Genomic DNA, 13,863 nt, shown 5'->3' on the forward strand with positions numbered 1-13,863 from the left:
TCGTCGCCGTCAGCGCCAAGGACAAGGGCACCGGCAAGGAGCAGAAGATCACCATCCAGGCCTCCGGCGGCCTCTCGGACGCCGACATCGAGAAGATGGTGAAGGAGGCCGAGGAGAACGCCGAGGCCGACAAGGCGCGGCGCGAGCTGGTCGAGGCGCGGAACCAGGCCGAGAGCCTGATCCACGGCACCGAGAAGTCGGTGAAGGATCACGGCGACAAGGTGGACCCGACCACGATCGAGGTGATCGAGCTTTCGATCAAGACGCTGAAGGAGGCGATGGAGGGCGACAACGCGGAGAAGATCCGCGCGCGCAGCCAGGACCTGACCGAGGCGGCGATGAAGCTCGGCGAAGCGATCTACAAGGCCCAGACCGAGGAGGCCGAACGGGCGCAGCCGGGTGGCGGTGGCGAGGCCGGCGGCGACGACATTGTCGATGCGGACTTCGAGGATCTCGGAGACGACAACAACCGCAAGAACTGATCCGCGAGGATCCATGGCGCCCGCCCCTGCCGGGGCGGGCCGAATCGTTTGAAGGTGAACGGGCGCGGCATGTCGAAGCGTGACTACTACGAGACGCTGGGAGTCGCCCGCGGCTCGTCCGAGAGCGACATCAAGAAGGCCTTCCGCAAGAAGGCGATGGATCTGCATCCGGACCGGAATCAGGACAACCCGCACGCGGAGTCGCGCTTCAAGGAGGTCAACGAGGCCTACGACTGCCTCAAGGATCCGCAGAAGAAGGCCGCCTACGACCGTTTCGGCCATGCGGCCTTCGAGAACGGCGGGGGTGGCTTCCGACATGCCGGGGCCAACGCCGACTTCGCCTCGGCGTTCTCGGACGTCTTCGACGATCTTTTCGGCGACTTCATGGGCGGCGGGCGCGCGGCCGGGGGCCGGTCCCGGCGCGCCACGCGGGGTTCGGACCTGCGCTACAACCTGCGCGTGACGCTCGAGGAGGCCTTTGCCGAGACGCAGGCGCGGATCACCGTGCCTTCGTCGGTGGCCTGCGAGGTCTGCCATGGTTCGGGCGCCGAGGGCGGCGCCGAACCCGCGACCTGTCCGACCTGCTCGGGCCTCGGCAAGGTTCGCGCCCAGCAGGGCTTCTTCACCGTCGAGCGGACCTGCCCGACCTGCTCCGGGCGCGGCCAGATCATCAAGGATCCCTGCAAGGCCTGCGCCGGCGCGGGCCGCGTGCAGAAGGACCGCACGCTGACCGTCAAGGTTCCCGCGGGCGTCGAGACCGGCACGCGCATCCGGCTCGCCGGCGAAGGCGAGGCGGGGCTGCGCGGCGGTCCGTCGGGCGATCTCTACATCTTCGTCGAGGTGACGCCGCACCCGATCTTCGAGCGCGACAGCACCAACCTCTACTGCCGGATTCCGGTTTCGATGGCGACGGCGGCCCTTGGCGGCGAGATCGACGCGCCGACGCTCGACGGCGGCCGCACGCGGGTGAAGGTGCCGGCGGGCGTGCAGTCGGGCAAGCAGCTGCGCCTGCGCGGCAAGGGCATGCCGGCCCTCCGGGGCGGCGGCCCGGGCGATCTCTACATCGAGCTTGCGGTCGAGACCCCGGTGAACCTGACCCAGCGCCAGCGCGAGCTTCTGAGGGAGTTCGAGTCGGAGGGCCGGGACAACCACCCGGAGACCCAGGACTTCTTCTCGCGGGTGAAGAGCTTCTGGGACGGGGTGAAGGGCGCCTGACCCTCGCCTGTCGCGCGGCGGCGGGGGCGCCGTCGCATCGCGTCGCGTGCACGTGACGGTCTCGCGGCGAGGTCGGCCTGCCGTCGGGCGCGCCCGATGCAGACCTCTTGCTTCACCAACTCGAGCGGTTGCGAGCTTCTCGCGCCCGGCACGCGCGCTTCATACCGGCGGGCTCATGAAACGACTTGCGGACCTTTTTGAGCCTTAGCACTTTTATCGTGTGTACTCAGGTAGTTACCCTACCTATCACGCGTGTTAGCCCGTGCTGCGCCGGGTGGCCTGGTAGACTCGCCGGTATCAGTCCGAAGCGCGGGGCTTCCGGTCGCGCAGGAGCATGGGGGCGTGCTCGGCGAGGAAGAGGCCAAACGCCGCGATCCAGAGCGCCCCGGCGAGGTCGAGGAGGGCGGGCGAGGCGAGCAGGTCGGCCGCCGGTCGCGCGAGGGCCGCGCCGAACAGGCAGGCATAGGCCGCGACCGTGACGCCCGAGGCCGACAACGCCCGCCCGGTATGGCCGCGCGTCGCGCGCGACATCACCGCGAGCATCATGCCGGCGACGCCGCCGACCGTCATCACGTGCATCGCGCCTGCCGGCGGCAGCCAGCCGAGCCCGCCGGCCGCGATGGCGAGGAAGCCGAGCGCGATGAAGCCGAAGGCGACGTGCAGCACGAGAAGCAACGGCTCCCGCCATGTCGTCGCGCCCCGCCAGCGCGACAGGCGCCATGCGACCGTCGCGGCTCCGGCAAGCCCGGCGACGATCGCGGGCCATCCCGTCGGCGCGACCGTCCAGACCACGAGCGCGGCCAGAACGCAGGCGATCGCCACCCCGTCCTGGCTGTTGAAGGGAGTCGGGAAGCGGGTCTCGCCGCGGAACGCGAGCCAGTTGCGCGTGAAGCTCGGCACGATCCGGCCGCCGATGACCATGATCAGGAACACGTAGCCGGCGAGCGCGGCGCGGCTCGCGCCGGAGGCGGCTCCGGTGGAGATGACCTCCGCGTGGTAGCCGATATTGGCGAGGCCGACCGCCGCGATGGCGACGAGAACCTTCATGTCCTTCCATTTCTTGCCGGCGATCAGCTCGCGCGCGCAGACGGCGACGAGGATGGGCAGGAAGGCGGCGTCGACGGCCACTGCGGGACCGATTCCGATCCACGGGATCGCCAGCATCGCCACGCGGCCCGCGAGCCAGAGGCCGGCGAGAACGGCGAGGGGCGGGCCGGAGAGCGGCATCTGCCCGGTCCAGTTCGGGATCGCGGTCATCAGGAAGCCGGCGAGGACGGCGGCCGCGAAACCGAAGAGCATCTCGTGACCGTGCCAGGCGACCGCGCCATAGGCCCCGCCGACCGGCAGGCCGAACGCGAGGGCGGCGATCCAGAGCGCCATCGCCGCCACGGCCCAGACGCCGGCGCCGAGGAAGAACGGCCGGAAGCCGTAGGAGAGAAGGACCGGCCCGGTGCGCTTCAGCCCGCGCGGGACGCCGTGCCGGCGCACCTCGGGAGCTGATGCCGCCATGATGGATCCTCCTCGCCGTCGCTATTGCCCGATCTGGGCGAAGGCCGCGTCAAAACGCTCCTGCGCCTTCTTCGGGTTCTTCGCGGCCTTCGCGGCCTCGAGGTTCGAGGAGGGATCGCCGACGGCGATGAGCGCCACCATGCCCATCGGCAGGTGCGGCGTGCACTTGACGCCGTAGACGCCTTCCTCCGTGACCGTCAGGTCGTAGCTCTCGTTCATCCCGCCCTTGAAGTCGGCGACGCCTTCGGGGAGCATCCCCTTGACGCTTGCAACGTCGTGGCCCTTGTCGGTCGCGACGAAGTGGACGACGTCGCCGGGCTGGGCCTGGACGAAATCCGGCTCGAAGACCATCACGCCATTTTCGCCCTTGTTCAGCATCTTGACTTCGAAGTCCGCGGCCGAGGCGGCGCCGGCGCCCAGCACCGCCGCCGCAAGGACCATACCGAAGGCTCGCATGTCATTCCCCCAAAGTTTCGCGCAGGCCGCTGCAGCCCGCACAAGGCATGTAGGCGAGCGGCCGCGCCACGACGTTGCGCGAGCGCAAACTCCGCCGCCGTCCGGGCTTCGAACCATAGCCGATCCGCCCGCCGCTGTCGCCTCCTGGAACACCACGCTGGACAAATCGACGAATCCTTCGAGAGTCGCGGGGAGCGGCTTCGATCTGCGTGTTTGTGATTCTGCAAAGAAGCGGCCGGGGGTTCGCGGCAGAGACAAGCCGCAGGAAGGGGAGGGAGCGGTTCCGTGGGACGGCTTGCCGAAAGAATTCGTGCGCCCGGCGCGGCGCTCCTGTGTGCGCTCGCTCTGGCGCTGACGGTTGCGGCCGCGCCGGCGGCCGCCGCGACCCTGCAGGAGTTTCTGGCGGATATCCCGCCCGCCGAGCTCGTTCCCGGCGCCGCGAGCTTCGGCGCGCCCGAGGGCGAGCCGCCGCTGGCGCCGGTGCTCGACGCCGCCGGCGCCCGGGTCGGCTGGGCCTATCTCAACACTGACTTCACGACCTCGGTGGGCTACTCGGGCAAGCCGATCCGCATCGTCGTCGGCATCGACCCGGCGGGCACGGTGCGCGGGATCAGGCTCGTCGAGCATCACGAGCCGATCGTGCTGATCGGTATTCCCGAAGCCGAGGTCATGGCCGCGCTCAACGACCTGATCGGACAGGATCTCGCCGCCGTCGCCGCCGGGACCGCGAAGCCGCCTCAGGTCGAGATCGTCTCGGGAGCCACGGTCACCGTGCTCGTCATGGGCGACAGCGTCGTGCGCTCGGCCGTGGCGCTCATCCGCGGCGGACGTCTCGGCGACGGCGCCCCGCTCGCCGCCGGCGCGCCGGTTGCGGTGAAGCGCGAGATCGATCCGGCGAAGACCGAGATCCGCGACTGGGCGAGCCTCGTCGGCGACGGGTCGGTTCGCAGCCTGCGGCTGACCGTCGGCGAGGTTTCCGAAGCCTTCGCGGATGCGGGACAGCCAGCCGCCGCCAGCCATCCCGAGACCCGGAACCCCGAGGATCGCTTCATCGAACTCTACGTCGCGCCGGTCTCCGTGCCGTCGATCGGCCGCAGCCTTCTCGGAGAAACGGGCTACGACCGGCTCGCGGCGAAGCTCGAGCCGGGGCAGGGCGCGCTTCTGATCGCCGGCGATGGCGCCTATTCGTTCAAGGGTTCGGGCTATGTGCGCGGCGGCATCTTCGACCGCGTGGAGCTGATCCAGGACGGCCAGGGCACCCGCTTTCGCGACCGCAACCACACGCGGCTGAACGGCATCGCCGCCGTCGGCGCGCCGCGCCTGAAGGAGATCGGGCTCTTCGTCGTGCCGACGGACTTCGCCTTCGATCAGGCGGCGCCGTTCGAGCTGCAACTGCTCGTCCAGCGCGCCACGCAAGGGCGCGACAAGGCGACGATCCCCTTCACGCTCGACTTCACCCTGCCCGAGGCCTACCTGCTGCCGGCCCCGCCGCCCGAGCCGGCGCCCGCCGCGCCCGCGGCGACGCCGCCAGCGCCGGCGCCGGCCGGCCTCGCGGACGACCAGGTCGGCTCGCCGCTCTGGGTGCGGATGTGGGAAATGAACCGGATCCCGATCGCCGTCACCGCGACGGCGATCCTGGTGCTGACCGGGATCTTCTTCTTCCAGAACACGCTCACCCGCCGCCCGCGGCTCCTGAAGGGGGTGCGCTACGCCTATCTCGCCTTCACGCTCGTCTGGCTCGGCTGGATGGTGAGCGCGCAGCTTTCGGTCGTCAACGTCCTCACCTTCGTGAACTCGCTGGTCACCGGCTTCTCCTGGGAGTTCTTCCTCTCGGCGCCGCTCATCTTCATCCTCTGGGCGGCGGTCGCCGGCGGCCTGCTGTTCTGGGGGCGCGGCCCCTTCTGCGGCTGGCTCTGCCCGTTCGGCGCGCTGCAGGAGTTCGCCAGCGCCGCGGCAAAGAAGCTGCGCGTGCCGCAGATCACCGTGCCCTGGTCGCTGCACGAACGCCTCTGGCCCATCAAGTACATGATCTTCCTGGGGCTCTTCGGGCTGTCGCTTTATTCGCTCGCGCAGGCCGAGGTTCTGGCCGAGGTCGAGCCGTTCAAGACCGCGATCGTGCTGAAGTTCAACCGCGAGCTCGTCTTCATCGCGATCGCGCTGCTCTGGCTGCTGCCCGGCCTGTTCATCGAGCGGTTCTTCTGCCGCTACATCTGCCCGCTCGGCGCAGCGCTGGCGATCCCCGGACGGCTCAGGATGTTCGAATGGCTGAAGCGCTGGCCGGAATGCGGCTCGCCCTGCCAACGCTGCGCCGTCGAATGCCCGGTCCAGGCGATCCACCCCGAGGGCAACATCAACGTCAACGAGTGCATCTACTGCATGCACTGCCAGGAACTCTATCACTCCGAGACGCGCTGCCCGCACATGATGGTCGTCAAGGCCCGCCGCGACAAGATCGCCGCCAGCAGCGCCCCCAGCCTGAAGATACCACCCGGCCCGCGTCCCAAGCCTGCCCACGCCCACACCTGAATAGGAGTTCCAGAATGTCGAACGATGACAAGCTGAACCTGAACCGGCGCCAGCTTCTCGGCACTTCTGCCGTGATCGCGGCAGGCGCGCCCGCGATCGGCGGCCTCGGCCTCGGTCTGATCGGCACGCCGGCCCGCGCCCAGGAGGCCGCCGGCTCGGCCCATGTCGCGCCGGGCGAACTCGACGAATACTATGTCTTCGTTTCCGGCGGCCAGTCGGGCGAAATCCGCCTCGTCGGCCTGCCCTCCATGCGCGAGCTGATCCGCATCCCGGTCTTCAACCGCGACAGCGCCACCGGCTGGGGCCAGACCAACGAGAGCCGGAAAATCCTGACCGAGGGGCTGACCCCGGAGACCGTCGAGTTCCTCGCCGACAAGGGCGGGATCTACCTCAACGGCGACCTGCACCACCCGCACCCGTCGCAGACCGACGGCACCTATGACGGCCGCTACCTCTTCGCCAACGACAAGGCCAACAGCCGCGTCTGCCGCATCCGCCTCGACGTCATGCGCTGCGACAAGATCATCCAGATCCCGAACCAGCACACCGTTCATGGCCTGCGCGTGCAGAAGTACCCGCGCACCGGCTATGTCTTCGCCAACGGCGAGTACCTGGTGCCGATTCCGAACGACGGCAAGATTCTCGACGACAACCCCGACAATTACTGGGCGCTGTTCTCGGCGATCGACGGCGACACCATGGAAGTCGCCTGGCAGATCAAGGTCGACGGCAACCTCGACAACGTCGATGCCGACTACCAGGGCAAGTACTGCTTCGCGACCTGCTACAACTCCGAGAAGGGCTTCACCCTTGCCGACATGATGGCGGCCGACGAGGACTGGCTCGTCGTCTTCAACCTCGCGCGGATCGAGGCGGCGGTCGCAGCCGGCGAAGGCGAGGTCGTCAACGGCGTGCGCATACTCGACGGCACGCACGGCTCGCCGCTCACCCGCTACATCCCGGTGGCGAACGGCCCGCACGGCATCAACACCGCGCCCGACGGCATCCACATCGTCGCCAACGGCAAGCTGTCGCCGACGGTCACGGTCTTCGACGTGCGGCTCTTCGACGACCTCTTCGACGACAAGATCGAGCCCCGCGCCACGGTTGTGGCCGAACCCGAGCTCGGCCTCGGGCCGCTCCACACCGCCTACGACGGCCGCGGCAACGCCTACACGACGCTGTTCATCGACAGCCAGGTCTGCAAGTGGAACATCGAGGACGCGAGGCGCGCCTTCCAGGGCGAGCAGGTCGATCCGATCCGCCAGAAGCTCGACGTCCACTACCAGCCGGGCCACAACCACACCTCGATGGGTCAGACCAAGGAAGCCGATGGCAAGTGGCTGATCTCGCTCAACAAGTTCTCCAAGGACCGCTTCCTCAACGCCGGCCCGCTGAAGCCCGAGTGCGACCAGCTGATCGACATCTCCGGCGACGAGATGAAGATCGTCCACGACAACCCGACCTACGCCGAGCCGCACGACGCGACGATCGTGCACGCCTCGAAGATCAACCCGATCTCGATCTGGGACCGGGCCGATCCCTTCTTCGCCGACGCGGTGAAGATGGCCGAGGCGGATGGCGTCGACCTGATGGTCGCGGCCGACGTGATCCGCGACGGCAACAAGGTCCGCGTCTACATGACGTCCTCGGCGCCGGTCTTCAGCCTCGAGAGCTTCACCGTCAAGCAAGGCGACGAGGTGACGGTCGTCGTCACCAACATCGATGAGGTCGAGGACCTGACCCACGGCTTCTGCGTCATCAACTACGGCGTCAACATGGAGGTCGCCCCGCAGGCCACGGCGTCCGTGACCTTCAAGGCCGACAAGCCGGGTGTCTACTGGTACTTCTGCACCTGGTTCTGCCATGCGATGCACATGGAGATGAAGGGCCGCATGCTGGTGGAGCCCGCCGGCGCATGACCCCGCTCGTCCCCCTGCTCCTCGTCCTGCTCCTGCCGGGCCTCGCCGCCGCCGCGACGCGCACCCTCGCGCCCGGCGACGACCTCGCCCAGGCAGTGGCGGCCGCGGCGCCGGGGGACGAGATCGTGCTCGGGGCCGGCATCTATGCCGGCCCCGTGGCGCTCGACCGCCCGCTCACGCTGCGCGGCGAGCCCGGCGCTGTCCTCGATGGTGGGGGCGAGGGCAGCGTCGTCACCGTCACCGCGGCCGACGTCACCATCCGCGGCCTCACCATCCGCGGCTCGGGCAGCGACCGCGCGGCGATGGATGCCGGAATCGTCATCGAAAAGGGCGTGAGCAACACCCTCGTCGAAGGCAACACCCTCATCGACAACCTGCACGGCGTGCGTCTCCAGGGCTCGCGCGGCACCACGGCGCGGGGCAACGACATCACGGGACGCACCGGCCGTCAGGCCGACGCCGGCAACGGCTTCATGATCTGGAACGCCCCCGACGCGCTGATCGAGGGCAACCACGTCCGCTTCGGCCGCGACGGCATCTTCACGCGCGTCTCGAAGAAGGACATCTTCCGCGGCAACCGCTTCGAGAAGACGCGCTTCGCCATCCACTACATGTACACCAACGACAGCGTGATCGAGGACAACGTCTCCGTCGACAACACCGTCGGCTATGCGATCATGTTCTCCGACCGGCTACGGATCGTCGGCAACGTCTCCGAGGGCGACCGCGACCACGGGCTGCTGCTCAACTCTTCCAACCGCTCGGAGATCAGCGGCAACCGCGTCACCGGCCGCGCGCTCCCCGCCTCCCGCTGGCTGACCTTCTCGCAGGGCGCCGATGGCGACGACGACGGCATGGCCGCCGCGCCCGCATCCGAAGCGCCCGAGGTTCACGCCAACCGCGACCGCATCGGTCCGGAGAAGTGCCTGTTCATCTACAGCGCCAACAACAACGCCATCGAGGACAATCGCTTCGAGGGTTGCGCGATCGGCATCCACTTCACCGCCGGCGCCGAAGGCAACGCCGTCGCCGGAAACGCCTTCATCGGCAACCAGACCCAGGTCAAGTACGTCGGCACCCGCACTCTCGACTGGTCCAGGGACGGCCGCGGCAACTACTGGTCCGACAACGCCGCCTTCGACCTCGACGGCGACGGCATCGCCGACGCCGCCTATCGTCCGAACGACATCATCGACCGGGTGATGTGGACCGCCCCGCAGGCCCGGCTCCTCGTCACCAGTCCGGCCGTCCAGGTGATCCGCTGGGCCCAGTCCCGCTTTCCCGCCACCCTCCCCGGCGGCGTCGTCGACACGGCGCCGCTCATGGCCCCGCCCGAGGTCGCCCGATGACCGAGACCATCTCCCTGCATGGCGTCACCAAGCGATATGGCCAGATCGTCGCCGTCCGCGACCTCGACCTGACGCTTCGCGAGGGCGAGGTCGTCGCCCTCGTCGGCCATAACGGTGCGGGCAAGACGACGCAGATCAAGATGATGCTCGGCCTTGCCCGGCCCACCTCCGGCACGGTGCGCCTCTTCGGCGCCGATCCTGCCGGCGATGGTTTCGCCAATCGCGCCGCCGTGGGCTACTTGCCGGAGAGCGTCTCTTTCCATCTGGCGCTGACGGGCCGCGAGACGCTCGCCTTCTATGCCCGGCTCAAGGGCTTCGACGCCCGCAGCCTCGACCCGGCCTTCGCCGCCGTCGGGCTCGAGGGCGCGGCCGATCGTCCGGTCGGGGGGTATTCAAAGGGAATGCGCCAGCGCCTCGGCCTCGCCCAGGCGCTCCTCGGCGCGCCCCGCGTGCTGATCCTCGACGAGCCCACGAGCGGCCTCGATCCCGCGCTGCGCCGCGACTTCTATTCCATCGTCGCCGCCCGTGCCGCGGCGGGGGCGACCGTCCTGCTCGCCTCCCACGCCCTGACCGAACTAGAGGGGCGCGCCGACCGCGTGGTGATCGTCGATCGCGGCGTCAAGATCGCCGACGGCTCGCTCGACGAGCTGCGCCGAATCGCCCGCCTTCCGGTGAACGTGCGGCTGCGTCCCTCCGGCGAGTTCGCCCGCAAGGGCTGGCGCAGCCTCGGCGACGGCAGCTTCGAGACCAGCGTCGATCCCGACGCGAAACTGCCGCTGCTGGCGCGGCTCCTGTCGGACCCGGCCGATGTCGCCGATCTCAGCATCTCCGAGCCGACGCTCGACGATCTCTACGCCCACTTCCTGCGCCGCGAGGCAGCCTGATGACCGCGATCCCCGACGCCATCTCCGAAACCCCGCGCCGCACGGCGTCGAGGCCCACGGTCCTGATTCTCGCCGCGAAGGAAATCCGCGAGGGCATCCGCAACCGCTGGGTGCTCGCGACGACGCTGCTTCTCGCGGCCCTCGCCCTCACGCTCGCGCTTCTCGGCAGCGCGCCAACCGGAACGGTTGGGGCGAGCCGCCTCGACGTCATCACGGTCAGCCTCGCCAGCCTGACGATCTTCCTGGTGCCCCTGATCGCGCTCCTGCTCTCCCACGACGCCATCGCCGGCGAGGCCGAGCGCGGCACGCTGCTGCTGCTCCTCGCCTATCCGGTCAGCCGCCGGGCGGTCGTCCTTGGCAAGTTCGTCGGCCAGCTCGCCATCCTGTCCACCGCCACGATCGTCGGCTACGGCGCCGCCGCGCTCGCCGTGGGCTGGAACCTCGGCGCCGCCGCCTGGATCGCCTTCGCCGCCATGGTCGGGGCCTCGGTGCTGCTCGGTGCGGTGTTCCTCGCCCTCGGCCTGCTCGCCAGCACGCTCGTCCGCCAGCGCTCGACGGCCGGCGGGATCGCCATCGGCCTGTGGCTGCTCTTCGTCCTCATCTACGACATGGCGTTTCTCGGCCTTCTCGTCGCGTCGGGCGGCCACAGCCTGCCCGCGTCGCTGATCGACACGCTGCTCGCGCTCAATCCGACCGACGCCTATCGCCTTCTCACCCTGGGCGCGGGCGGAGCCGGTGGCCTGACCGGCATCGATGCGCTCGCCGACCATACGGCCCTCACGCCGCCGATCCTGATCGCCGTCCTGCTTGCCTGGACCGCGGCGCCGCTTGCGCTCGCCGCGCTCGTCTTTGCCCGAAGGGAACTCTGATGCTGGTTCCGCGGCCCGCCCCCGCGCGCGCCCTTGCCGCCGCGCTCGTCCTCCTGGCCCTCGCCGGATGCAAGGAAGATGCGCCGCCGCCGGCCGCTCACACCCTCACCGACGATGCGATCGGTCGCTACTGCGGGATGATGCTGACCGAGCACGAAGGGCCGAAGGGCCAGATCCTGCTCGAAGGGTCGGACGAACCGATCTGGTTCTCGTCCGCTCGCGACGCAGTCGCCTTCACCCTGCTGCCGGAGGAGCCGAAGGACATCGCGGCGATCTACGTCTCCGACATGGGCGCCGCCCCGTCCTGGGCCGAGCCGGGCGCGGACAACTGGATCGACGCGAAGACCGCGAGCTTCGTCATCGACAGCGCCGTCGAGGGCGGCATGGGCGGCGTCGAGGCGGTTCCCTTCGCCGAGAAGGCCGAGGCGGAGGCCTTCGCCGCCGAAAAGGGGGGCACGGTCGTCGCCTTCGACGCCATCCCGGCCGGGTACGTCATCCCCGCCGAACCGCCCGCCGAGGAGGCGTCGCACGATGGCCACTGAGCTTCTGACCCGGCGCCGCGCCCTCGGCCTCGTCGCCGCCGCCGCGGGCCTGCCCCTCGTATTGCGGGCGACGCGGGGCTCGGCCGAGGTGGTGACCTGGCGCGGCCGGGCGCTCGGCGCGCCGGCGACGCTCGTCCTGCATCATCCGGATCGCCGGGAGGCCGAGCGGCTCGTCGCGGCCTGCGTCGCGGAACTCGAGCGGCTCGAAGGGGTCTTCAGCCTCTACCGCGCCGATTCCGCCCTGTCCGTGCTGAACCGGGACGGCGCCCTCGCGGCGCCGCCGGCCGAGCTCGTCGCCATCCTCGGCGACTGCCGCGGCTTCCACGCCCGCACCGCCGGCGCCTTCGACCCCACCGTCCAGCCCCTCTGGCTGCTCTATGCCCGACACTTCCAGTCCGGCGGCGGCGCGGAGGGCCCCGCCGTGGCCGCGCTGGACGAGGCGCGCGGCAAGGTCGGGCTCGACGCCGTTCTGGCCAGCCGCGAGCGCATCGCCTTCGCCCGCCGCGGGATGGCGCTCACCCTGAACGGCGTCGCGCAGGGCTGGATCACCGACCGTATCGTCGACCGCCTTCGCGCCGCCGGCGTGACCTCGACCCTCGTCGACATGGGAGAGATCCGCGGCCTGGGCGGTCCCTGGCCGGTCGGGATCGTCGGCGCTTCCGCGGGAGTCGACCTGACCGACCGCGCCATCGCCACGTCCGCGCCGCTGGGCTTCGCCTTCGACCCGGCCCGCCGCTTCACCCACATCATCGACCCGCGCAGCGGCGCCACCCCGGCGCGCTACGCGCGCGTCACCGTCATCGCCCCGACGGCCGCCGAGGCCGACGCGCTCTCGACCGGCCTCGCGATTGCGGATGACGTGCCGGCGGCGCCCGGGGTCAGCGTCGAGCGGGTGGTCTCCTAATACCGGCGAGTCTACCAGGCCACCCGGCGCAGCACGGGCTAACACGCGTGATAGATAGGGTAACTACCTGAGTACAAACGATAAAAGCGTCAAAGGTCAAAAGCGCCCGCGAGTCGTTTCATGAGGCGCGGCTGAACCGTCCGCCGGCGGCGAGGTAGCCGTCGAAGGCGCTGGCGACGATCCGGGCGAGAGGCCGACCCTCGGGCAGGATCGAGAGCCCGTCGGCATCGAACGAGACGAGATCGCCGAAACGGCCGGCGACCGCTTCCGCCTCGGGCCGCAGCGCCGCGCCCGCCGGGCCGAGCGCCGTGAGGTCGAGGCGAAAGTCGCAGAGCAGCATCTCGATGGCCCGGGCCCGGGCGCGGTCCTCGTCGTCGAGCGCGTGGCCCCGCGTCCCGGCGAGATCGCCCGCGGCGATGCGGGCCTGCCAGGCATGGGTCGCCGGCGCATTCTGCACATAGCCTTGCGGGAAGCGCGAGATCGATGAGGCGCCGAGGCCGATCAGCGTCGGGCGATCGTCGTCGGTATAGCCCTGGAAGTTGCGACGGAGCCGGCCGGCGCGGGCCGCCCGGTCGAGCCCGTCTCCGGGCCGGGCGAAGTGGTCGATGCCGACGGCGCGGAAGCCGGCGGCGCCGAAGGCGTCGGCCGCCAGCGTCGCGAGCCGCAACCGTGCGTGGTCGTCAGGCAGCGCCGCCTCGTCGATCAGCTTCTGCCGCTTCGACGCCCAGGGAACGTGGGCATAGCCGAAGACGGCGACCCGATCCGGCGCAAGCGTCAGCGCCTGGCGCAGCGTCGCAGCGAGCCGCGCCTCGGTCTGGTGCGGCAGGCCATAGACGAGATCGACGTTGAGCGAGCCGATGCCGGCGGCGCGAAGATCGTCGACGGCCCTGCGCGTCTGCTCGAGGCTCTGGATCCGGCCGATGGCCTGCTGGACGACGGGGTCGAAGTCCTGCACGCCGATGCTGGCCCGCGTCAGCCCCTCTGCCGCCAGCGCGTCGATCTTCGCGCGGTCGACCAGCGTCGGGTCGATCTCGACCGAGAAGTCGCAGGTTTCGGTCGGCGGAAACACGGCCCGGATCGACGTGGCGAGCCGGCGGATGAGTTCGGGCGGCAGGATGGTCGGCGTCCCGCCGCCCCAGTGCACGCGCGCCATGCGGACGCCCGCGGGCAGCCGCGCGGCGACGAGCGCCAGCTCGGACTCGAGC

General features: G+C 70.1%; 12 protein-coding genes. 9 read left to right on the forward strand and 3 right to left on the reverse strand.

Annotated features, from left to right (window positions below; translation table 11 throughout):
* Both KBA23_RS12545 and dnaJ read left to right on the forward strand, forming a co-directional pair.
* Window positions 1-482: Hsp70 family protein (locus tag KBA23_RS12545; RefSeq protein WP_290741432.1), on the forward strand; the 482-nt coding region annotated here is incomplete at its 5' end.
* A gap of 69 nt (window positions 483-551) precedes the next feature.
* Entirely contained in the window at window positions 552-1,697 is a 1,146-nt protein-coding gene (gene dnaJ / locus KBA23_RS12550; RefSeq protein ID WP_290741434.1) for a molecular chaperone DnaJ, read from the forward strand.
* Window positions 1,698-1,994: 297 nt separating this feature from the next.
* Here the strand turns inward: dnaJ and KBA23_RS12555 are convergent, their stop codons facing one another.
* A complete protein-coding gene (locus tag KBA23_RS12555) occupies window positions 1,995-3,206 on the reverse strand; it encodes an NnrS family protein (RefSeq protein ID WP_290741436.1) in 1,212 nt (403 codons plus the stop codon).
* Between the two features lie 21 nt (window positions 3,207-3,227).
* A complete protein-coding gene (locus tag KBA23_RS12560; RefSeq protein ID WP_290741438.1) occupies window positions 3,228-3,662 on the reverse strand; it encodes a pseudoazurin in 435 nt (144 codons plus the stop codon).
* Between the two features lie 285 nt (window positions 3,663-3,947).
* Between KBA23_RS12560 and KBA23_RS12565 the strand changes: the two genes are divergently transcribed.
* The 7 genes from KBA23_RS12565 to KBA23_RS12595 are packed head-to-tail and all read left to right on the forward strand — an operon-like array spanning window position 3,948 to window position 12,658.
* Window positions 3,948-6,188, forward strand: a complete 2,241-nt coding sequence (locus KBA23_RS12565) for a NosR/NirI family protein (protein ID WP_290741441.1) — start codon at window positions 3,948-3,950, stop codon at window positions 6,186-6,188.
* Window positions 6,189-6,202: 14 nt separating this feature from the next.
* Window positions 6,203-8,110, forward strand: coding sequence for a TAT-dependent nitrous-oxide reductase (nosZ, locus tag KBA23_RS12570; protein ID WP_290741443.1), 1,908 nt, complete (start codon window positions 6,203-6,205; stop codon window positions 8,108-8,110).
* Entirely contained in the window at window positions 8,107-9,459 is a 1,353-nt protein-coding gene (locus tag KBA23_RS12575; RefSeq protein WP_290741445.1) for a nitrous oxide reductase family maturation protein NosD, read from the forward strand. The genes nosZ and KBA23_RS12575 overlap by 4 nt, the downstream gene beginning before the upstream one ends.
* Entirely contained in the window at window positions 9,456-10,343 is an 888-nt protein-coding gene (locus KBA23_RS12580; protein ID WP_290741447.1) for an ABC transporter ATP-binding protein, read from the forward strand. The genes KBA23_RS12575 and KBA23_RS12580 overlap by 4 nt, the downstream gene beginning before the upstream one ends.
* A complete protein-coding gene (locus KBA23_RS12585; protein WP_290741449.1) occupies window positions 10,343-11,212 on the forward strand; it encodes an ABC transporter permease subunit in 870 nt (289 codons plus the stop codon). Before KBA23_RS12580 ends, KBA23_RS12585 begins: the two co-directional genes overlap by 1 nt.
* On the forward strand, window positions 11,212-11,754 hold the full coding sequence (locus KBA23_RS12590; protein ID WP_290741451.1) for a nitrous oxide reductase accessory protein NosL: 543 nt from the start codon (window positions 11,212-11,214) through the stop codon (window positions 11,752-11,754). Before KBA23_RS12585 ends, KBA23_RS12590 begins: the two co-directional genes overlap by 1 nt.
* On the forward strand, window positions 11,744-12,658 hold the full coding sequence (locus KBA23_RS12595) for an FAD:protein FMN transferase (RefSeq protein ID WP_290741453.1): 915 nt from the start codon (window positions 11,744-11,746) through the stop codon (window positions 12,656-12,658). The genes KBA23_RS12590 and KBA23_RS12595 overlap by 11 nt, the downstream gene beginning before the upstream one ends.
* Before the next feature lie 118 nt (window positions 12,659-12,776).
* On the opposite strand, the gene KBA23_RS12600 is transcribed toward KBA23_RS12595, so the two are convergent.
* The coding region (locus tag KBA23_RS12600; RefSeq protein ID WP_290741455.1) for a radical SAM protein at window positions 12,777-13,863 on the reverse strand (1,087 nt) is incomplete at its 5' end.

This window comes from Amaricoccus sp. (genome assembly GCF_017995835.1).
GTDB lineage: Bacteria > Pseudomonadota > Alphaproteobacteria > Rhodobacterales > Rhodobacteraceae > Amaricoccus.

What these genes read in the sequence shown, in the direction of transcription:
- dnaJ (WP_290741434.1), top strand. Translation starts at nt 552, where the DNA reads ATGTCGAAGCGTGACTACTACGAGACGCTGGGAGTCGCCCGCGGCTCG.
- KBA23_RS12555 (WP_290741436.1), bottom strand. Translation starts at nt 3,206, where the DNA reads ATGGCGGCATCAGCTCCCGAGGTGCGCCGGCACGGCGTCCCGCGCGGG.
- KBA23_RS12560 (WP_290741438.1), bottom strand. Translation starts at nt 3,662, where the DNA reads ATGCGAGCCTTCGGTATGGTCCTTGCGGCGGCGGTGCTGGGCGCCGGC.
- nosZ (WP_290741443.1), top strand. Translation starts at nt 6,203, where the DNA reads ATGTCGAACGATGACAAGCTGAACCTGAACCGGCGCCAGCTTCTCGGC.
- KBA23_RS12575 (WP_290741445.1), top strand. Translation starts at nt 8,107, where the DNA reads ATGACCCCGCTCGTCCCCCTGCTCCTCGTCCTGCTCCTGCCGGGCCTC.
- KBA23_RS12580 (WP_290741447.1), top strand. Translation starts at nt 9,456, where the DNA reads ATGACCGAGACCATCTCCCTGCATGGCGTCACCAAGCGATATGGCCAG.
- KBA23_RS12585 (WP_290741449.1), top strand. Translation starts at nt 10,343, where the DNA reads ATGACCGCGATCCCCGACGCCATCTCCGAAACCCCGCGCCGCACGGCG.
- KBA23_RS12590 (WP_290741451.1), top strand. Translation starts at nt 11,212, where the DNA reads ATGCTGGTTCCGCGGCCCGCCCCCGCGCGCGCCCTTGCCGCCGCGCTC.
- KBA23_RS12595 (WP_290741453.1), top strand. Translation starts at nt 11,744, where the DNA reads ATGGCCACTGAGCTTCTGACCCGGCGCCGCGCCCTCGGCCTCGTCGCC.